We start from the raw sequence: 19,018 nt of genomic DNA on the forward strand, positions 1-19,018 counted from the left end.
CCTTAGTCTTGCATATACCGTTCTTCAATAAGCTTGATTTTGTTCACACGGTTTACATGACGTTCTTCTTCACTAAATTCCGTAACAAGCCATTCTTTGACGATCTCACAAGCTAAACCGGGTCCGATAACACGTTCGCCTAATGCGAGTACATTCGTATCATTATGTTCTCGAGTGGCCTTAGCGGAGAATACATCATGAACTAGAGCACAACGTATACCTGGAACCTTATTAGCTGCAATACTCATACCAATCCCTGTCCCACACACCAATATCCCACGATCCACTTTACCCATTATCACTTGTTCACATACAGGAAGCGCATAATCAGGATAGTCCACCGCATCCGTGCAATTACACCCTACATCTACAACCTCATGTCCCAATTTCTCAATGACATTTATGATGTCCTGTTTTAATCGAATACCACCGTGATCTGTACCTAATGCGATTTTCATTTAGAAAAACCTCCTAATATCTCTCTTTTATCTTGTACCATTATACTCAATATTTGGCCAAAATACGAAAAAAGAGCAGTCTACGGTAATCCGTAGAATTGCTCTTGTGCCCAGGCGACCGGCCGTATATCCCGATGCTCCATCGTGGTTTAATCCACAGCGTCGCCAGTTACATCGGAACCGATTGTTCTTCTTTTTTCATGATAAAACAATCAACGACGAAATGCAACGATCAATTAATTGTTATTATTTGATAACTTCACTAGAAATCGATCAATAGCTGTACGTATCTCCGCTGCTGCCACTTCATAATCTTCGCGGGATCCACCAAATGGATCTGATATATCAAAGCTTGGAATACGTTGCTGGATCTCAATCATTCGTTCTCTATTCTCAACGGGTTTACCTAACGCTGTGTTCATAGCCCAAACTGCATAAAGACTATCTAGCTCCGCTACATCTCGAAGTACACTCTCATCGTCTTCAGCATATTCCTTCAATGTATAGATCTTGCCCATAACTTCTGGGAAAGCCCGTAACACATGTTGTTTATGCGCTTGTGTTAACGTAAGAATGAGATCACTATCCCGTACAACATTTGATCTCAGTGGTTGTGAGGTTATTGTATCATCTATATTATAGTCTCGTAGAACCGCTTCGGCATGTCTAGAAATAGGTGACCCTTCGTTAGCAGCCACACCTGCAGACTGTACCTCAATCTGAAGACCCCGTTCTTTAGCCAATTTCCGGAGAATCGCTTCTGCCATCGGGCTACGGCATGTATTCCCTGTACACACGAACAAAATACGCAACACGTTTCTCCACCTCCTAGTAACATCTTTTATATTGTATCAAAAGATGAACATGAGTCCAAATGCTAATAATACAGCACCACCTAGAGCTTCACCATAATCGCCTAGGTTACGACTCACTTTCCTTCCGAGGAGAAGACCCATCATCGACATTAATCCACCAAAGAATCCGAAGGCTAATATTGTTATTAGTAAATTACTTCTAAACATCCCTAAGGATACGCCTACGGAGAAAGAATCAATACTGACGCTGAGAGAGAATAGGATCATCCCACCCCACGAACGGTGATTTACAACTTTAGCAAAACCGCCTCGAAAGGCATTTACAATCATATGGCCACCAAGTAACACTAATAATCCACCAGCCACATACGCCGTTACTTTTCCCAACAACGAGCCAACGTATTGCCCCGTATAAATCCCTAACAAAGGCATAATGATATGAAAAATACCGATCATTAAGCTTATTCTCAGAACGTGTAGCAATCGAATTCCTCTCATGCCAATACCTACACCAAGTGAAAAAGCATCCATTCCCAAAGCTGCCGCCATAACAAAAATTGTGATGAGCTGCCCCCATCCGGCAGAATTTTCTAGCATGAGTATTCCTCCAAGTCCGTTTGTGTACTTTGTACAACCATATGCGGACAAGAAGTGAAACATGTCAGATCAACCAGATATCTCCTACGAAGGGAATGTGTCCAGAACGATATAACTTACACCCAGCACACGAAGTGATGATTAACCTTCACTCTAATTCATATCGATGATTCGTCCACCGGCAGCCTTAACAAGCCGATTCATAACAGCTTCACCTATTCCTTCTTCTGGGCATGCTTCTGACATCATATAATTTACACCTAGCTCATCAAATCGGCGTAACGCTGCATATAATCTATGCGCTGCATCAGCAGGTGTAGCCAACGATCCAAGTGAAACAACTAGGTTCGCAGGATCTGAACCATAGAACGGAATATGTTCATCAAAAGCTAATAACCCCGTCATTAATCCCGCCTTAGAGGCCTCGTCCAATTGTCTCCTAATATGAGACGCAACAGCTTGTGGTGAAGAACCGCGTACTACGCTTAGTTCACCTTGTGGAGCATAGTGAGTATACTTCACGCCTGGTGAACGCGGAGGTTCCGAAATAGAATCCAATGCATCAGTATGTGGTGATTTGACTAGATGCCCAGGTGTTAAAGCTGACTTCGCTTCACCGGCAGCTCCTCCCACACTAACAACGGTAGCTCCAGTTACTAAATTAAGCTGTTCTATAGTAATTCCACCAGGACGCAACACTTGAACATCCCCATTCGAGAATACACGCACAACCGTGGACTCAACCCCTACACCAGCCGATCCCCCATCAAGGAGTCCGTTAATTCTTCCGTCCAAATCTTCGCTCACATGCGATGCAAGTGTAGGACTAGGTCGTCCTGAGCGATTCGCACTAGGTGCGGCAATGGGACAATCTGCTGCTAATATTAACGCCAATGCAATAGGATGATCTGGCATGCGAATTCCCACGGTATCTAAACCTGCAGTAACACAATTCGAAAGTGCGCCAGGTCGAACAGGAAGAACAATCGTAAGCGGACCCGGCCAATATATATCCATTAGCATGTGCGCGACAGGCGGAATTTCTATCACAAGCTCATCTAATTGCGAACGATCCGCGATATGAACGATCAGAGGATTATCAGAAGGACGTCCCTTGGCAGCAAATACAGCTTCTACCGCTTCGGTACTTCGAGCATCCGCTCCCAGTCCATATACCGTTTCCGTTGGAAAAGCTACAATTCCACCTGCTCGTATAAGTGCAGCAGCTTCCTCCATCACTGGTACATTAGCTATATCTTGCTGATTGATTTCTTTACCTTCCGCAATTAAATCTTGAACATTCCAATAGACTGTAGTCATTCCATGTTGTTCCACTTTGCTATCCATTCCCTTATCGAGACTATGCGTCATTTCTACATCCCAGGCTTTCTATATAAATTATCATGATCATGGTTTAAATTGAATTTGAAAATTCCTTACATAGCGAAAAAGCGCCCCTTTACCATAGTCGCACGATCTACCATCGGCTGAAGCACTTTTCAACTATACACTTTCATCTATGTTAGCACAAAACAACATGTAATTAAATTCATGAACTGCAACAACAATTCACTATTCAATCTTGTAATTGACCTTGAAGCTTCCCGAGGTGTCCTCACCTATAACCTCTATTTTATATTTTCCTTCTTTGTCCGCCTTTATTTCTGCCACCCCTGCCTCGTTCGTTGCGAACTCATTAATTAATGTGTCGTCGGGATCATACAACTTAATAGATAGATCGCCTTTTTTTACTTTTGATTGATAGTCGATGAGTATCGTCTCTCCGCTCTGTGCCTTGATCTGCTTCACTTCATTTCCCGTAAACAATTTATAAGAAGCTTGCATATTACTTCCCATGTTGGACCCAACCCACAATATACTTCTATCACAAGCAGTTAACATTAATATAAACGTGACTACTAGCGCCAAGATTCCTATCCTTGTTCTTATTCTCATATTCTCACTCCCGATTGATTAATGATTTGACCGCAGTATGGGCAATATTCAAAATCTCTTCCAATACTCCTATTACAATTCGCACACATCTTTTGGTGTTGTTTTCTTACAATAAAATAGAGAAGTAGACCAATTAGGTTAGGGATGTACATAACAGCAGTCATCCAGAGCCAGACGTTCATTTTTTTCCTAGATGCATCCTTGTATATAACGATAGCTAGAATAATATACATGGAAGGTAGAAGCACCATTAGGATGCATACCATAACATACCAGACTAGATCATCACTCGTAACTTCGTTCATATATTGAAACATCATGTACCCCATTCCAGCAAAACACGCTAGAAACAAAGATGTAAGAGCCCAAAATAATATTTTTTCAAAAGAAATTCGCGAATTCATACTCATACTCATTCTCCTCAACTCACCTTCGGCTTATAGGGATATTCCATCCTGTAAATAGGAGTTGCGATGCACAACCCATATGGCAACAGTACCCTGAGTCAAACAGTACATAATGAATAGACCTAACTTATATATCAAAGGGAACGGTCCTATGAGCAAGCAGATGAATATCCCGATCAATATAATGGAACAAGATAAGGCTGTCATCATCATTAACAGTTTATACGTGTCCCTTTTCTTAATCTTAAGAACCGTATTCTGCACAAGGTACGATGGCGCAACCATATCCTGATTAAAATATTCTTTCAGTAACGTCTCATCCATCTCACGATGTCTCATAATACCCGTACCCCTCCTTCATTAATTCACCTAACATTTTCTTCCCCTGATTTAGCCGTGATTTCACGGTACCCATTGGAATTCCCATTAATTCCGCAATACCCTCATAATTATAGTCTTCGTAGTAATACAGAATCAGCGGCGTTAGGTATCGCTTGGGTAACTGACGAAGACAATGCTCCAATTGACCGTAACGCTCATCACTTAACAAACGATCCTCCACCGGTGGATTTGTATCCTTAACCTGTAACATGTGTGAGGTAACATAAGATACCTCGGTTGATAAAAGACTATATACCTTCCTCCACTTCCGATAACGATCACGATACAAGTTGATGGTTACTTTAAAAAGCCAAGTTTTAAACGGTTTATCCGAATCATATTTCTCTAATTTACGAATAATACGTAACCACACCTCCTGAAATAGATCCTCAGCATCATATGGGTTCAATGTGAGATGTCTACAAAATCTGTATAGTTCATTTCTGTACACTTCAATCAAACAAGTTAGCGATTCTTGATGGCCGGAACGATATAACTCGACGAGCTGTTTATCACTAAGCATCCCTCTTCCGCCGCCCTTCATAGAACATTACGAATAAAGCCAGATGATTGTTCGAAAATTCACAAAATAAATGTTGATTGTTGTTAAAACCATCATAACTGTCGATATTCAACAACAAAAAAATCATTGTTGAGTAATCACAATGATTTTAGCTAATATATGTAACTAAATGATTTAGAATAATCCTTTTACCCAGTCCATTATTCCAGAAATCAAATCCCACAGGAAGAATCGTACTTCAGGTGTTTCATTGGAATCCGTAGAAACCTGCTGAATTGTTGATTCCTTTGTATCATCTGTTCCCGCTGCTTGGACCGTTGTTACTGCCTGCTGAGCTACCGCATCACCACTACCTGCATCTATGAAACATAACGGTGGAAATAATACACACCACCAATTCTGACCATTCCCATTGCCAAGCGTAACACGAAGGGCTTCATAATCACCTGCAGGATATACCGTACCGCCATATAATTTCGTTGGAAAAGGGACTACCTTAAGCTCCACATGATAGGAATAGCTGATTCCTCGATTAGTTAACTCTCTTCCCACCAATTGATTTAATTCATCCATATGATTACGAATGGTTTCTCTAGCTTGATCCAGATTCTGAGGATCTTCTAATTCACTTACCCATCCATTCATTTCTGATACAATGGCATCTCTAATCTCTCTTTTGACAAGTTGATCATCTATACTATCGGAATTCGCTAGAATACGTAATCGGATCGACTCCTCAGGAATAGGCCCACTCACAACAGATGCATCTGTACGCTGAGTATCCCAAGACATTACTAGCATGAATAATAAACTAAATATAATAGCTGCTTTCTTTACTACTACGCGTAACACGTCTGTTCTATCATCATTCCACTTCGTATTGTTCCATTTCATATGAATCACTCCTATAATATCGAATCATACTAGTAAGCATGTCCGTTATTAAGAGAGTCTAAACCTATCAATCTAGTAAAATATGAATTTATTAAATAGCCTCAGCACAAAAAAACCTCTTACCAACCATATAAAGGTTGATAAGAGGAGTCAATTATTTAAATTTATGCTTTCGGCTTGCTTGTATTGGCATAACCTGCAGGCTGAACTGCAAAATCTTCTTCAACATCCTGGCTATGAACTTTTACGCTCATAACGATCCCTATACTAGCCATATTAATAAGTAACGACGTTCCGCCGTAACTAATAAAGGGCAGTGTAATACCTGTTAAAGGCATAATTCCGATAAACGCACCGATGTTCTCAAAAATCTGATACAACATCATAGCAACCACACCCACAATCAGATAGGGGCCCGCGCGATCTCTACACTCTAAGGAGATTAGAATCATCCGATGGATCAATATAAAATAAAGTAAGAGTAATACCGAGGCACCAATAAACCCAAACTCCTCGGCAATCGCCACAAAGATGGAGTCAGAATACGTATAAGGTACACGTTCAGACTGGACTGAAGTTCCCTTCATAAACCCTTCTCCACTCATACCTCCAGAAGCTATAGCTAGCTTAGCGTTCTCGGTATGATAACTAGCTTTGGCGGTCGCCTTCTCAGGAATTAGCCAAGGGTCGAGTCTTTCGATCCAGTGATCTTTACCAATAGACTCTAGAGATGCTTTGATATTGTCATGGTAATGAATATACCCTTGGATTCCTCCAAAAAGCGATCCAATCATGATAGTCAGAGCAATCATGGCATGAGAAAATTTAACGTTCCCTATCCATAACAAACCAATCAAAATGATAACGTAACTGAACGAATTCCCAAGGTCATTCTGTGAAATAACTATTACAAAAGGAAGAATGGCGATCACACACACCGGAACAACGTCGCGCCAAAAGGATAACTGATTCTTATTCTTACGAACAAGAACATAGGTTAGAAAGAGAATTAGGCACAACTTAAATAGTTCCGCAGGTTGTAATTGTAGTCCTCCACCTAACTTCAACCACCCTTCTGCGCCGTTTGTGGATTCTCCTACAAAACTCACGACTCCTAGCAAAGCTATCCCAAATAAATAAATGTACAAGGCGTATTTCACCAATAGTCGATAGTCAATCAGAATTAATGCAAAGAAGGCTACAAAAGATACAACATAAAATTTCAACATCTTCATGTGATGTCCATCTAGGTATAATCCAGTGCTAACTCTCCCTTTGGTCACGCTGTATATAGTAAATATACTAATCACCATAAGAGCAACTAGGACTAGCACGATAACATAATCGACTTTTTTTAACTTTTGAAGCATGTGCCGCCCTCCAGTGCTGAGGCTTCCTGCCTCTTGTGCCCCATAGAACACTTAGCTCTATTGTATAGGAATTACCGTCCATAATTCAAATAAACTAATAGGAATAATCGATCCCCATAACATGGCGATCTATTCCCGCTAAATCAGGAACAATTATAACTTCATTCCAATGCCCTGCGCAACGCAACATTTCCGCTATGTCCTCGGCTTGACCCATGCCGAGTTCAAAAGCAATGATACGCGGCGGAGCTAGAAGCAGGTCTATCTGTTCAAGCATAACACGGTAAGGCAAGAGTCCATCCCGGCCACCATCTAGCGCTAATCGCGGCTCGAAGTCGCGCACCTCCGGTTGTAGACCGGCAATATCCTCAGCCGGTATATACGGTGGGTTGGACACAAGAATGTCCAACTTCATTCCAGCAAACGGCTCCAGCAGATTGCCTTCGTGGAAGTTAACGGCGGCCTTATGGTAGGCCGCATTATGCTTAGCGACATGAAGCGCCTCCGGCGAAATGTCGCTAGCGTATACGCGGAGGCCGGGAGCCTCCACCGCCAGCGTCACGGCAATGGCGCCGCTGCCAGTGCCAATGTCGGCTACCGCGAGCGGCTGAACTGAGGCGGAGCAGCCGCCAGGCCATAGCCGCTCGACCTGCTGCAGGACGGCCTCGACCAGCAGCTCGGTCTCTGGCCGTGGGATTAACACGGCCGGATTTACCGTAAAGAGCAGGCCGTAAAACTCCTGCTCTCCTATGATGTACTGCGCGGGTTCACCCGCCGCTTTGCGGGTGACCGCGTCTTCCCAAGCAGCAATCCTTGCTGCAGGGAAGGGTTCTGGCAACGCCATATAATAGGCGGTGCTAGTTAAGCCCAGCACATGCTCCAACAGCAGCTGGGCATTCCTTTGCGGCTCCATTACGCCGCAAAGCATTAAAAAAGAGGAAGCCTCCGCAAAGGCTTCCCGTATACTTTGCTTTGGTGTCATGACAAAAGCGTCGTTATTCAAAGCGTTATTCCCCTTTATCCATCAAATCTGTTTGCTCAGCAATACTTAAAGCAGAAATAATATCTTCCATATCACCGTTCATAATCTGCTCCAACTTGTGTACAGTCAGACCGATACGATGATCGGTTACGCGGCTCTGTGGAAAGTTATACGTACGAATGCGTTCACTTCGATCGCCTGTACCCACTTTACTTTTACGTTCACCAGCGTATTTAGCTTCTTCCTCTAAACGCGTCATATCTGAGATACGCGTACGAAGAACTTTAAGCGCTGAATCTTTATTCTTGTTCTGTGATTTACCATCTTGGCAAGTTGCCACAATACCTGTAGGAATATGAGTTACTCGCACAGCAGATTTCGTCGTATTAACGGATTGTCCACCAGCACCACTAGAACAGAACGTATCTACACGAATATCCTTGTCATGAATTTCAATCTCGAATTCTTCCGCTTCTGGCATAACCGCTACGGTTGATGTCGACGTATGAATCCGGCCACCCGATTCAGTGGTTGGGATGCGTTGCACACGGTGTGCACCACTTTCATATTTCATTTTGCTATAGGCACCACGACCATTAATGGAGAAGATTACTTCTTTAAATCCACCAAGGTCATTGCTATTGATGTCCATGATTTCTACTTTCCATCCCTGTGCATCGGCATAACGAGTGTACATACGATAAAGATCAGCGGCAAATAAAGCTGCTTCATCTCCACCTGCTGCCCCACGGATTTCAACAATAACGTTCTTGTCATCGTTAGGATCCTTCGGTAATAGAAGTAAACGAATCTTACTATCTAACTCTTCCTGACGAGATGTAAGTTCATCGATCTCCATCTTTACCATCTCGCGCATCTCATCATCTAGCTTCTCCGCTTGCATCACTTTAGCGGCGTTTAGTTCCTGTATAACTGTTCTATATTCAGTAAAAGCCTCGAAAGCAGGCTGCAAATCTGATTGTTCTTTAGAATACTCCCGTAACTTCGTGTTATCACTCGCAACGTTAGGGTCACAGAGTAGTTCACTCAGTTTTTCATAGCGGTCCGCCAAGGATTGTAATCTGTCCAACATTGGGGGTCACCTCTCCTATTCAAGATCATACCAATTCGTCGTATTTCGACTCTTTATTATATCATATTGAGGAATAATTATATATATGGGATCTTATTTTTTCAATATTATCCATATCCTTATCCACTCGTAAGAGTCTCAATTGGCATCTCTTATCATGATATGTTCAATCATCTTAGTACCTACAGTATGCCAAGCTTCATTTAATCTACACATACATATACCTAATTCGTTCCTATTAGAAATAATATAGGGTCATTCTATTCTAGCATTGGAGAGGGAACAAAGATGAAATTCATGACGTGATGACCCTCTTCGGTAGCAGTAAACAGTCCAGCAACACTCCATTTATCAAGCATAAACGGCTTCGCCGTCCTTTAGCGGCGATGAAACGTTTAGCGTTGAAATATAATCCTATTTATAAGCAGAAATACTTATAAATTCTTATATTTTTAAAAAGGGAATTTCCTGATCCCTATGAATAAAAATCACATGAATAAGCCTGCCGCGTTGGCAAGCTTATTCATGTGTCATGGAATTGGTAGCTAAACGTTGAAACGGAAATGCATAACGTCTCCGTCTTTCACGATATATTCTTTACCTTCTAAGCGCACTTGTCCACGTTCCTTAGCAACACCCATCGTGCCAGCTGCTACTAGGTCATCGTAAGACACGACTTCAGCACGAATAAATCCACGTTCGAAATCTGTATGAATAACACCTGCCGCCTGTGGTGCTTTCATTCCTTTACGAATCGTCCATGCACGAACTTCTTGTACACCCGCTGTGAAGTATGTGTATAAACCTAGAAGACTATATGCTGCTTTGATCAGACGGTTAAGACCCGACTCTTCAAGCCCTAGTTCTTCTAAGAACATCGCTTTATCTTCGCCTTCAAGTTCAGCAATCTCTGCTTCTACCTTAGCGCTGATCGGTACAACTGCGGAATTCTCTGCTGCAGCGAAATCCTTCACTTGTTGTACAAAAGGATTGCTATCTGCACCCGCAACACCATCTTCACTCACGTTAGCTGCATATAATACAGGCTTAAGTGTAAGCAGATGAAGATCACGAACAATCGCCTTATCATCTTCACTTAGTTCCAAGCTACGTGCAGGCATATCGTTATAAAGAGCTTCCTTAACACGTTCAAGAACTTCCACTTCTATCGCGATTTTCTTGTCACCATTCTTTAAGTTCTTACGTGAACGGTCAATACGTTTCTCTACACTTTCAATATCCGCCAAAATAAGCTCCAGATTAATCGTCTGGATATCACTTACTGGATTCACTTTCCCATCCACATGTGTCACGTTCTCATCTTCAAAACATCTCACAACGTGAACAATGGCATCTACTTCACGGATGTGTGCTAGAAATTTGTTACCTAGACCTTCACCCTTACTCGCACCACGAACAATTCCGGCAATGTCTATAAATTCAAATGCGGTAGGAACTGTTTTATCAGGGATAACCAATTCAGTCAATTTATCTAAACGCTCATCTGGTACCTCAACAACCCCTACGTTCGGATCGATGGTACAGAAAGGATAGTTCGCAGCTTCTGCTCCTGCTTGTGTAATTGCGTTAAACAACGTGGACTTACCAACGTTCGGTAATCCGACAATACCTGCTTTTAAAGCCATTTATATGACAACTCCCATTTTAGGTAATAGATTTTACTATTATATATTAGAACATATAAGCCAGCAAGGACTATACCTAATTACCCAGAGATTAGAATTTATTTTTTCAACTTCATAACTAACGCCCTCCTCGCTTGAATCCGCAAATTCCGCAGTGGAGGGCGTCGCTATTCTGTTATGTGTTTGTGCCGTCTTTCTTGGGAACCAGACGCTCATCCGTCCGACCTTCTGAATGATCTTCTAGGGCGAACTCTGTTAGCTGCCATTCCGTTTTACCAAGCACGATATCAGAAGGGAACTCTTCTCCTTTTTGCAGATACAGCTCCCGTCCCTCTTCGTTCTCGTATACCCCTTCCACTTCGACTGTTTCTTTCGATATTGGAAGCATATCTTTGTTCTCGCTCATGTATGGATGCCTCCTGACGTCTTCATTCCTATAATAACTCGGCTCTATTATTCTCCACAGATGCGCATATTATCCCAGATACACCCATAACCTTTTCCAAAAAAATTCTTCCTTACTTCGTTTCCAATTCGATTCGTAATACGTCTTATTACAACGTTATGGGGTGATGCACGCAAAAAAAACCACAAGGTATGTTTCACCTCATGGCTTCAGACGTCACCGTCTTATATTTTTTTGGACATACTTATATCCGTAATCTCATACCCCATCTTCTGATACAATCCGAACGCAGTCTTGTTATGACCGAATACATGGAGCGAGATTTTATTGATTTGAAGGCGTTTTGCTTCTTCTTCCAAGGCAGTCATCGTCTGTGTACCATAACCTTTTCCTTGGTATGTCTCATAGATCACAATATCATATATAAAAGCCGATCTCCCTAGGGGCCCATCGGAAATATGTATCCATAGATGTCCAACTTTGACCTCCAATAATGGATCGATAACAGCATATAAGTAAGAGTTCGGTGTATTCAACCCCTCAGGAAGAAACCGTTCAAATTCTTGACTAGATAACTTTTGTGCTTCACTTGGTGCCCAAGTTCCAGCTTTGACCTTATCTTCTGCATAATCGATGATACTTTGAGAATAAAATTCCCCGTAGTCCTGATCAGTCATACTTCTCAATATCGCCATTTGAAATAACCTGCCTAATCATAAATATTTTCTCGAATGATTCGAATGAACCCATTAGGCCATAGGATTTGTTTCCGTTTTCCGGTTCACCATAGCCCGTGCCGGTTGTACGATTATGACGCATATCTACTTCACTTGAACCAATCGACGCGTCGTTCGCAGCGCTTCTATATCCGCAGCACCAATGCCGAACATCGCTGTGCGCAGCTCCAGCTCTACCCTTGCGAGGGCGTCGTCCAACGCCTCCTCGGATTGAACGGCCGGCCCGAGCAAGCTGCGGCCGAACCCTGCAAGATCGGCGCCGAGCGCCATTGCTTTAGCGGCGTCTACGCCGCTATTCAGCCCGCCGCTGCCGATCAGACCTCCGTGCGGGGATATCTCCCGCACCTCGGTAATGCACTCCGCGGTGGGGATCCCCCACCCAGCGAAGGCCTCCGCTGCCGCGCGACGAACCTCGTCGCGGCTGCGGAATTTCTCGACTTGGCTCCAAGAGGTGCCCCCGGCACCTGCCACGTCGATGAAGGAGACACCCGCGTCATATAACCTCGACGCGGTCTCTCCATCAATACCCCAGCCCACTTCCTTGATGCCTACAGGGACATCAAGTTCACGACATACGGATTCAATTCGCGATAACAATCCGCTGAAGTTCGTATTTCCTTCCGGTTGGAACACTTCCTGAATACCGTTCAGATGTAATACCAACATGCTCGCACCCGCGATCTCAACGGCACGTAAGCAATCCTCCGATGTGAAGCCATAATTAAGCTGAATGGCCCCCAGATTAGCAATGATGGGGATGTTCGGCGCCTTATCTCTAACATAGAAGGTTGATGCCAGTTCGTCCCTCTCCACTGCTGCACGAACAGAACCCACCCCAAGCGCCCAACCACGTCGCTCTGCGGCCTCTGCCAACCGTGAATTAATAGCCCCCGTTGCCTCACTTCCACCCGTCATGGAGCTGATCAACAAAGGTGTCCGTACGGGTATACCTAAGAAACGAGTCTCGATACGAATATCATCAAAATTCGTCTCAGGTAACGCACAATGCCGGAATCGATAACGTTCAAAGCCAGCCGTTATACCAATACCTCCTACTTCTTCTTCTAAACAAAGCCGTACATGTTCTATTTTACGTTCACCTGTTGGTACTCCAGGCATAAGTGACTCTCTCAACACGCCAGCGGTATCCGTCGTCTGTGCCGATAAGTCCCCTATCGCACCACGGAATTCCGTTTCTTTCATTTATAGTTCCTCCTCAAAGTTTTGTTCCAACTGCTCCGTAAGCATTTACTTAAATTTTTGGAACAAAACTGTCTTCGTAAGCATCCGCTTAAGTTTTGGAACAAAACTCGAATCACAAGCTATCTCCCAGTTTTGCACCAAAACGATAACGAATGGTCTCCTAGATGTACATGACTAAACGTGATCATTATTATACCATATGGCCCGTGATATACTCGCCTACCAATCTTCCAGACAAAGTTACCATGGACGTTCCCCCTCCAGGATGCGTTGTACCACCCACATACCACAACCCTTCGATATCCTTGCTACGATTGCTAGGACGCAAGAAAGTCTGTCCGACCGAATTCGATGAAATACCATAGATTGATCCTTTATAAGCTAGCGTGTCACTTGCTATATCCTCGGGTGTGTAATATTTAAGAACGTCTCCCTTGTCTATCCCCGTTAGACCATGCTGACTCAATATGGACAATACCTGATTCCCATATATTCGTTTTTCCTTACCCCAGTCTAAATTAGCACTTAAAGATGGAGCATTAGCAAGAATAAACAAGTTACTTCCACCTTCTGGAGCCATCCCTTGCTCTGAATAACCTGAATAACAGACATATATCGTCGGATGTGCTGGAGTTAATTTTCGTTCAAATATATTTCGAAACTCTGGTTCATATTTATCAGGGTAAAATACCGTATGATGCAATAACTTCGAATATTGTTGAGCTACACCAGCTAAAGTAACAAATCCAGAAAGAGAAGGCTCGTACTTTGCAATTTTATCATTACGCATAGAGGGTCGATCTTTCTCATGAATTAGCATGCGATTCACACTAAGTACATCTCCATTAGCCACAATCGTCGGGGCCTCATAGAATCCGTTATGGGTCTCCACGCCAGTTGTTCTGCCATGAGTTACTCTTATTTGGATGACTTCCGTATTGGTCACGATCTTCACACCAAGTTCTCTAGCTAAACGGGCCATTCCCTCTACAAGTTGATAAGTTCCACCACGGACACCATATACACCATTCTTCGCCTCCACATGCCCTAACATTGCAAAAATCGATGGGGTTAGGTAGGGAGATGAACCGACATATGTCGCATACCTTCCAAACATAGCCAACGTATTGGGATGAGTGAAGTACCGCTTAAGCAAACTATGTAGTGTTGTAAATGGTCGTACTCGCATCAGACTCCGTAACATCACTGAACTCGCTTTATCCTTCCATGAAAGAAGAAGCTTGTTCATGAATTGATCCTCTGCATGCTGATATAATTCTCCTGCTTCTCTTATATATGATGCATACCTCAGAGCATCTGAAGGACAGTAAGTAGCTATCTGATCTTCCATCCTAGTGATATCACGAGATAAGTCGACCCTTGATCCATCTGCAAATACATTACGAATGCGAGGTTCTATTTCGTAGAATTCTACATAATCCTCCATCCGAACTCCTACCTGGTCAAATACATCACGAAACACATTTGGCATTGTAATGGTGGTAGGACCGCAATCGAACGTATATCCCTCTACTTGGAACTGTTGCAGTTTGCCACCAATGGTTGATTGGCGTTCTAATACCGTAACATCCCAGCCTTTCGCTGCCATTGTAATAGCACAAGAAAGACCACCGAACCCTGCCCCTATAATAACCACTTTCTGCTTCATCCAGACCATCTACCTTTCCATAGGTATCCTTTACCTGTCTCCAAAAACTCTCCATCCAGAACTAAAAAAATAAACCACATCCTGCTGGGATCTCCTATGAAAGTCCTTTGTATCATGTGAATGACGTTCAGTTCTGGAATGACCTTACATACGTTAAAGACGATGATCAAGTGATCCATGAGCAGGAGATTCTAAAAAGAATACTACAGATCGTAGAAGATTCAAGAAAATTCTTAGTCATTGACCTATTTCTTTTTAATCATTACACCCATGAAGGGGACACTTTTTCTCAAGTTGGCCGTACACTTGCTGATAAACTTATCACGCAGCAGGGAATACAACTGAACACCAAGCAGGATGCCGCTACGATGACGGATTGTCCCTCCGAACGCTGTTACCCAGAACCTAAAGAAACAAGAGCATCTGCCAATAGCAGACGCTCTTGTTTTTATAATAAAGGTGCTACTAACCTTGCTAACGATTCTAAGAGGCGTTCCCATAGCTTTCTTTTCTTAACTTGATCTGAACTCATCAGGCTAGTAGACAATAGATCCCGTTCGAAGTCTGCGACCATTCGATCCACGCTATCCGTATGAACAAGAAGCGCATTGACTTCAAAATTAAGGTTCAAGCTACGCATATCCATATTCGCAGTGCCTATCGTTGCTACTTCACCATCTACAATCAATAATTTCGAGTGAATAAATCCCTTTTCATACTCGTATATTTTCACACCTGCGCTAAGTAAAGATGGAAAATACGAATGTGACGCATAGAAAGGAAGCCATTTATCCGGTTTAGCTGGGAACAAAATACGCACGTCTAGTCCCGATAGTGCAGCCACTCGAATAGCCGTTAAAATATCATCATCAGGAATAAAATATGGCGTTGCGAGCCATACTGTTTTTTCCGCTGAAGTAATCATGGAGAAGAATATATTTCTCAGTACACGTCGATCATTGTCTGGACCACTCGCAATCATTTGAACAACACCATCGCCTGCACTACTAAGCGTAGGGGACAAATACTCTTGATCGAGGATTCGCTCTCCCGTCATATACAGCCAGTCCTGCAAGAAAATAATCTGTAACGTTCGAACAGCTTCACCTTTAACTAACATATGGGTATCCCGCCAGTAACCATACGTCTTACTACGACTCAGATACTCGTCACCAACATTCAGTCCACCCATAAACCCTATATCCCCATCAATAACTACAATTTTACGATGGTTACGGAAATTGACACGACTAGAGAAGAAATTCGTCTTAACACTACCAAAAGCAACCAGCTTTACACCTGCATCGCTCATTTCTTTTAGGAACACTTTGGGGATCTGCATACTCCCCACCGCATCGAACATAAATCTTACCTTAACACCAGATTTAGCCTTGTTGATTAGAATTTGTTGAATTCTTGTTCCAATCTCATCGGCTCTAAAGATGTAATACTCCATATGTATATGGTGATTAGCTTTCTCAAGTTCCGTAATCAGATTGGAGAAAGTCTGTTCTCCGTTTGTAAGAATCGTTGTTTCCGTTGAAAAAGAAATATGCGTACGTGCCAACCTCTGAGATAATTTCAACAATTGTTGTTGACGAGTTGAGAACTTAGAGAGATCTTGATGTACTCTTAACTCTTTTTTCTCTAATCTTTCGTATATTTTCAAGTCTAGGAGTGCTTTTTTATCGTATTTCCGTCGATTGAAATAGTTCTGTCCGAATAAGAAGTAAAAAATTAGCCCTACAACAGGAACTAATGCCAGCAACAATATCCAAGATATCGTTGTAGAAGGATTTCGATTCTCCATAAAAATAATGAAGATTAATGAAATAATCGTTAGGGTAGAAAATAAACTTACAATCGTTCCCGCTGTTTTCCCTACAACACCGAAACCAAAATAATAAAATGCAAACACGATGGCTGAAATCAATATTACCTGCAATCCCCGTCTCATATTTTCCCTCACTTTTAATCTGCTCTATACTTCCATAAGCATTGTATCATTGTTGTATAACAGTACTATTGTACATGATTTACTCTAATCCTCCCATTCAATTTCAAAATATGACTTCTAAAATGCTATACTGATTCTTTCAATCGTTTTAAATTAGTGTTAAAAAAAATGCCGTAACGCTGATCCAGTCATCGTATGGATCATCTTACAATTCAAAGGCTAAAGGAGTGTCATCATGAATAGACAATGGCTGTATGTATTCATTGGGGGAATCATTGAAGTCGTCTGGGTTTCAGGATTAAAGCATTCAAATAACATGTGGGAATGGATAGGAACTGCTCTTGCTATTATGTTCAGCTTCATTCTTATTATTATGGCATCGACAAAATTACCCGTAGGAACAGTCTACGCCGTCTTCACAGGATTAGGGACTGGAGGAACAGTCTTAGCAGAAATGATTCTATTTGACGAACTCTTCCGATTGTCGAAAGTACTGCTTATTCTGTTATTACTATCTGGGGTTATCGGTCTAAAGCTAATTACAGATAAAGATATAACTTCTTCGAAGGAGGCGAATATCTAATGGCTTGGATTGCAATTATTATAGCTGGATTATGTGAAGTACTAGGCGTTATAGGAATCAAGGGCGTCACAGAACGTAAAGGACTTAAGGCATATTTGCTAATGGCCATTTCCTTTATAGGCAGCTTCTCCATGTTATCCTATGCTATGGCCTCTCTTTCTATGGGAACGGCTTATGCCGTATGGACAGGTATCGGAACCGTGGGCAGCACCATCGTGGGTATGACTCTATACAAAGAACCCAAGGAATTCAAAAGAATTCTATTTATTTCGATGATTCTAATTGCTGCCATAGGATTGAAACTGATATCTTAATTCACCAATCGTGTGGGTATAAATCCCAGAGGTAAAGTTGTAACCCATTATAATTTATAATATAATCTGACTAACGAGTCACAATTAGAACTTGCAAGTTCTAGAAAGGAGTGAGTGTACATTGGCTGAGAAATCAGCGGACAAGAAAACCTACATTTTGAAGACTGCCTTACAACTATTCTCGACGCAAGGTATATCTTCAACCTCCATGCAAGAAATTGCGGAAGTATGTGAAATGTCTAAGGGAAGTCTATACCTACACTTCAAATCGAAAGACGAGTTGGAAGAGAGCATTTACTTATACTGTTTCCAACTCATTCGAGACAGTATTATACAGGTAGAACAGGATGGCCTTCTTTCTCCTAAAGAGCAACTACATAAACAAGTGGAAGTCCTCCTAAGTCATCTGATCGAGTTGCGTGAATTTGTGAAGAACCAGTTGATTGACGGTTCTGGTCCAAGTAAGAAACATCACTGTATGCAAGATGAGCAATTTAGAATGCTTCATTGGTTCAAAGTCAAACTTGAAACCATCTATGGTTCTGATGTAGAACCTTATACGGTCGACCTCATCTTATTCTTTGGTGGCATACTGGCATCCTATTTACGAATGTTGTTCATTCCTGGTCTTCCTATGAACATTCATAGAATGGCAAACCATATCGTTACTTTACTTGACGATATCACTCACAGCATGATCTCCAATCAATCTGCCCCCATGATTACTCCCGATGTATTAACACAATGGATCAATGAATTCAAAGACCAATCCATGATTCAACGGCATCCTCTTCAGATCTTCAAGGAAATGAAGGGTTACCTCAAGGCGAGTACACTGGATGAGAGTTCGTACAAAGACGCTCTGGAGTCTATACATATTCTAGAGAAAGAAATTGTGGATGTTCACCCTCGGAGGGCTATTCTATTGGGTATGATAAGTAATTTAAATCAAATACCTGAGCTAAAAGTGCTAAATGACGAGCTTAAGGAGATTATTTCATTATATTCCGTAACGACGTGAAATCTC

22 protein-coding genes and 1 riboswitch are annotated in these 19,018 nt (G+C 42.2%); of the genes, 4 read left to right on the forward strand and 18 right to left on the reverse strand.

The window, feature by feature from the left end:
* Positions 1-2: 2 nt before the first annotated feature.
* The 17 genes from rpiB to AC1D69_RS13920 all read right to left on the reverse strand — a co-directional run bounded on the left by rpiB (position 3) and on the right by AC1D69_RS13920 (position 15,137).
* A complete protein-coding gene (gene rpiB, locus AC1D69_RS13840; RefSeq protein ID WP_495456746.1) occupies positions 3-458 on the reverse strand; it encodes a ribose 5-phosphate isomerase B in 456 nt (151 codons plus the stop codon).
* A 101-nt stretch (positions 459-559) separates the two neighbouring features.
* A riboswitch (ZMP/ZTP riboswitch) is annotated at positions 560-641 on the reverse strand.
* A 53-nt stretch (positions 642-694) separates the two neighbouring features.
* Entirely contained in the window at positions 695-1,273 is a 579-nt protein-coding gene (locus tag AC1D69_RS13845; RefSeq protein ID WP_495456747.1) for a low molecular weight protein arginine phosphatase, read from the reverse strand.
* 36 nt (positions 1,274-1,309) lie between these two features.
* Positions 1,310-1,870 (reverse strand): manganese efflux pump MntP, encoded by a 561-nt coding sequence (locus AC1D69_RS13850; RefSeq protein ID WP_495456748.1) that lies wholly within the window; start codon positions 1,868-1,870, stop codon positions 1,310-1,312.
* A gap of 153 nt (positions 1,871-2,023) precedes the next feature.
* The gene (locus AC1D69_RS13855; protein ID WP_495456749.1) at positions 2,024-3,241 is read right to left on the reverse strand and encodes an L-threonylcarbamoyladenylate synthase; all 1,218 of its coding nucleotides are present in this window, start codon (positions 3,239-3,241) and stop codon (positions 2,024-2,026) included.
* A gap of 201 nt (positions 3,242-3,442) precedes the next feature.
* Positions 3,443-3,826 (reverse strand): hypothetical protein, encoded by a 384-nt coding sequence (locus AC1D69_RS13860; protein WP_495456750.1) that lies wholly within the window; start codon positions 3,824-3,826, stop codon positions 3,443-3,445.
* Positions 3,823-4,236, reverse strand: a complete 414-nt coding sequence (locus AC1D69_RS13865) for a hypothetical protein (RefSeq protein WP_495456751.1) — start codon at positions 4,234-4,236, stop codon at positions 3,823-3,825. Before AC1D69_RS13865 ends, AC1D69_RS13860 begins: the two co-directional genes overlap by 4 nt.
* 27 nt (positions 4,237-4,263) lie before the next feature.
* Complete coding sequence (locus tag AC1D69_RS13870; RefSeq protein ID WP_495456752.1) at positions 4,264-4,572, reverse strand: hypothetical protein; 309 nt, start codon at positions 4,570-4,572, stop codon at positions 4,264-4,266.
* On the reverse strand, positions 4,559-5,158 hold the full coding sequence (locus tag AC1D69_RS13875) for an RNA polymerase sigma factor (RefSeq protein ID WP_495456753.1): 600 nt from the start codon (positions 5,156-5,158) through the stop codon (positions 4,559-4,561). The genes AC1D69_RS13870 and AC1D69_RS13875 overlap by 14 nt, the downstream gene beginning before the upstream one ends.
* Before the next feature lie 153 nt (positions 5,159-5,311).
* Entirely contained in the window at positions 5,312-6,031 is a 720-nt protein-coding gene (gene spoIIR, locus AC1D69_RS13880; protein WP_495456754.1) for a stage II sporulation protein R, read from the reverse strand.
* Between the two features lie 164 nt (positions 6,032-6,195).
* Positions 6,196-7,401 carry an FtsW/RodA/SpoVE family cell cycle protein gene (locus AC1D69_RS13885; protein ID WP_495456755.1) on the reverse strand — a complete coding sequence of 402 codons (1,206 nt, stop codon included), beginning with the start codon at positions 7,399-7,401 and terminating at the stop codon, positions 6,196-6,198.
* A gap of 94 nt (positions 7,402-7,495) precedes the next feature.
* The gene (gene prmC / locus AC1D69_RS13890) at positions 7,496-8,383 is read right to left on the reverse strand and encodes a peptide chain release factor N(5)-glutamine methyltransferase (RefSeq protein ID WP_495456895.1); all 888 of its coding nucleotides are present in this window, start codon (positions 8,381-8,383) and stop codon (positions 7,496-7,498) included.
* Between the two features lie 25 nt (positions 8,384-8,408).
* On the reverse strand, positions 8,409-9,476 hold the full coding sequence (gene prfA, locus AC1D69_RS13895; RefSeq protein ID WP_495456756.1) for a peptide chain release factor 1: 1,068 nt from the start codon (positions 9,474-9,476) through the stop codon (positions 8,409-8,411).
* A gap of 545 nt (positions 9,477-10,021) precedes the next feature.
* On the reverse strand, positions 10,022-11,122 hold the full coding sequence (ychF, locus tag AC1D69_RS13900) for a redox-regulated ATPase YchF (protein WP_495456757.1): 1,101 nt from the start codon (positions 11,120-11,122) through the stop codon (positions 10,022-10,024).
* Positions 11,123-11,297: 175 nt separating this feature from the next.
* On the reverse strand, positions 11,298-11,528 hold the full coding sequence (locus AC1D69_RS13905; RefSeq protein WP_495456758.1) for a hypothetical protein: 231 nt from the start codon (positions 11,526-11,528) through the stop codon (positions 11,298-11,300).
* 224 nt (positions 11,529-11,752) lie between these two features.
* Positions 11,753-12,223: a GNAT family N-acetyltransferase gene (locus AC1D69_RS13910; RefSeq protein WP_495456759.1), complete on the reverse strand. Its 471-nt coding sequence runs from the start codon at positions 12,221-12,223 to the stop codon at positions 11,753-11,755.
* A gap of 126 nt (positions 12,224-12,349) precedes the next feature.
* Positions 12,350-13,384, reverse strand: a complete 1,035-nt coding sequence (gene fni / locus AC1D69_RS13915) for a type 2 isopentenyl-diphosphate Delta-isomerase (protein WP_495456896.1) — start codon at positions 13,382-13,384, stop codon at positions 12,350-12,352.
* Between the two features lie 274 nt (positions 13,385-13,658).
* Positions 13,659-15,137: a phytoene desaturase family protein gene (locus AC1D69_RS13920; protein WP_495456760.1), complete on the reverse strand. Its 1,479-nt coding sequence runs from the start codon at positions 15,135-15,137 to the stop codon at positions 13,659-13,661.
* Positions 15,138-15,253: 116 nt separating this feature from the next.
* On the opposite strand from AC1D69_RS13920, the gene AC1D69_RS13925 reads away from it, so the two are divergent.
* On the forward strand, positions 15,254-15,658 hold the full coding sequence (locus tag AC1D69_RS13925; protein WP_495456761.1) for a hypothetical protein: 405 nt from the start codon (positions 15,254-15,256) through the stop codon (positions 15,656-15,658).
* Here AC1D69_RS13925 and cls read toward each other — a convergent pair.
* The gene (cls, locus tag AC1D69_RS13930; RefSeq protein WP_495456762.1) at positions 15,586-17,094 is read right to left on the reverse strand and encodes a cardiolipin synthase; all 1,509 of its coding nucleotides are present in this window, start codon (positions 17,092-17,094) and stop codon (positions 15,586-15,588) included. The two genes, AC1D69_RS13925 and cls, sit on opposite strands and share 73 nt — an antisense overlap.
* Positions 17,095-17,329: 235 nt before the next feature.
* Here cls and AC1D69_RS13935 point away from each other — a divergent pair, with 235 nt between their 5' ends.
* The 3 genes from AC1D69_RS13935 (at position 17,330) to AC1D69_RS13945 (ending at position 19,012) form a co-directional block, all read left to right on the forward strand.
* The gene (locus AC1D69_RS13935; RefSeq protein WP_495456763.1) at positions 17,330-17,677 is read left to right on the forward strand and encodes a DMT family transporter; all 348 of its coding nucleotides are present in this window, start codon (positions 17,330-17,332) and stop codon (positions 17,675-17,677) included.
* On the forward strand, positions 17,677-17,991 hold the full coding sequence (locus AC1D69_RS13940; RefSeq protein WP_495456764.1) for a DMT family transporter: 315 nt from the start codon (positions 17,677-17,679) through the stop codon (positions 17,989-17,991). Before AC1D69_RS13935 ends, AC1D69_RS13940 begins: the two co-directional genes overlap by 1 nt.
* Before the next feature lie 121 nt (positions 17,992-18,112).
* Entirely contained in the window at positions 18,113-19,012 is a 900-nt protein-coding gene (locus AC1D69_RS13945) for a TetR/AcrR family transcriptional regulator (RefSeq protein ID WP_495456765.1), read from the forward strand.
* Positions 19,013-19,018: the final 6 nt, after the last annotated feature.

Source organism: Paenibacillus sp. Y301, assembly GCF_059445505.1.

Excerpts from the sequence above, each read along its gene's own strand:
- spoIIR (WP_495456754.1), bottom strand. The coding sequence starts at position 6,031 with ATGAAATGGAACAATACGAAGTGGAATGATGATAGAACAGACGTGTTA.
- AC1D69_RS13855 (WP_495456749.1), bottom strand. The coding sequence starts at position 3,241 with ATGACGCATAGTCTCGATAAGGGAATGGATAGCAAAGTGGAACAACAT.
- AC1D69_RS13850 (WP_495456748.1), bottom strand. The coding sequence starts at position 1,870 with ATGCTAGAAAATTCTGCCGGATGGGGGCAGCTCATCACAATTTTTGTT.
- prmC (WP_495456895.1), bottom strand. The coding sequence starts at position 8,383 with ATGACACCAAAGCAAAGTATACGGGAAGCCTTTGCGGAGGCTTCCTCT.
- AC1D69_RS13905 (WP_495456758.1), bottom strand. The coding sequence starts at position 11,528 with ATGAGCGAGAACAAAGATATGCTTCCAATATCGAAAGAAACAGTCGAA.
- fni (WP_495456896.1), bottom strand. The coding sequence starts at position 13,384 with ATGCCTGGAGTACCAACAGGTGAACGTAAAATAGAACATGTACGGCTT.
- AC1D69_RS13920 (WP_495456760.1), bottom strand. The coding sequence starts at position 15,137 with ATGAAGCAGAAAGTGGTTATTATAGGGGCAGGGTTCGGTGGTCTTTCT.
- ychF (WP_495456757.1), bottom strand. The coding sequence starts at position 11,122 with ATGGCTTTAAAAGCAGGTATTGTCGGATTACCGAACGTTGGTAAGTCC.
- AC1D69_RS13885 (WP_495456755.1), bottom strand. The coding sequence starts at position 7,401 with ATGCTTCAAAAGTTAAAAAAAGTCGATTATGTTATCGTGCTAGTCCTA.
- AC1D69_RS13875 (WP_495456753.1), bottom strand. The coding sequence starts at position 5,158 with ATGAAGGGCGGCGGAAGAGGGATGCTTAGTGATAAACAGCTCGTCGAG.
- AC1D69_RS13910 (WP_495456759.1), bottom strand. The coding sequence starts at position 12,223 with ATGGCGATATTGAGAAGTATGACTGATCAGGACTACGGGGAATTTTAT.
- prfA (WP_495456756.1), bottom strand. The coding sequence starts at position 9,476 with ATGTTGGACAGATTACAATCCTTGGCGGACCGCTATGAAAAACTGAGT.
- AC1D69_RS13935 (WP_495456763.1), top strand. The coding sequence starts at position 17,330 with ATGAATAGACAATGGCTGTATGTATTCATTGGGGGAATCATTGAAGTC.
- AC1D69_RS13940 (WP_495456764.1), top strand. The coding sequence starts at position 17,677 with ATGGCTTGGATTGCAATTATTATAGCTGGATTATGTGAAGTACTAGGC.
- AC1D69_RS13870 (WP_495456752.1), bottom strand. The coding sequence starts at position 4,572 with ATGAGACATCGTGAGATGGATGAGACGTTACTGAAAGAATATTTTAAT.
- AC1D69_RS13865 (WP_495456751.1), bottom strand. The coding sequence starts at position 4,236 with ATGAGTATGAATTCGCGAATTTCTTTTGAAAAAATATTATTTTGGGCT.
- AC1D69_RS13860 (WP_495456750.1), bottom strand. The coding sequence starts at position 3,826 with ATGAGAATAAGAACAAGGATAGGAATCTTGGCGCTAGTAGTCACGTTT.
- rpiB (WP_495456746.1), bottom strand. The coding sequence starts at position 458 with ATGAAAATCGCATTAGGTACAGATCACGGTGGTATTCGATTAAAACAG.
- cls (WP_495456762.1), bottom strand. The coding sequence starts at position 17,094 with ATGAGACGGGGATTGCAGGTAATATTGATTTCAGCCATCGTGTTTGCA.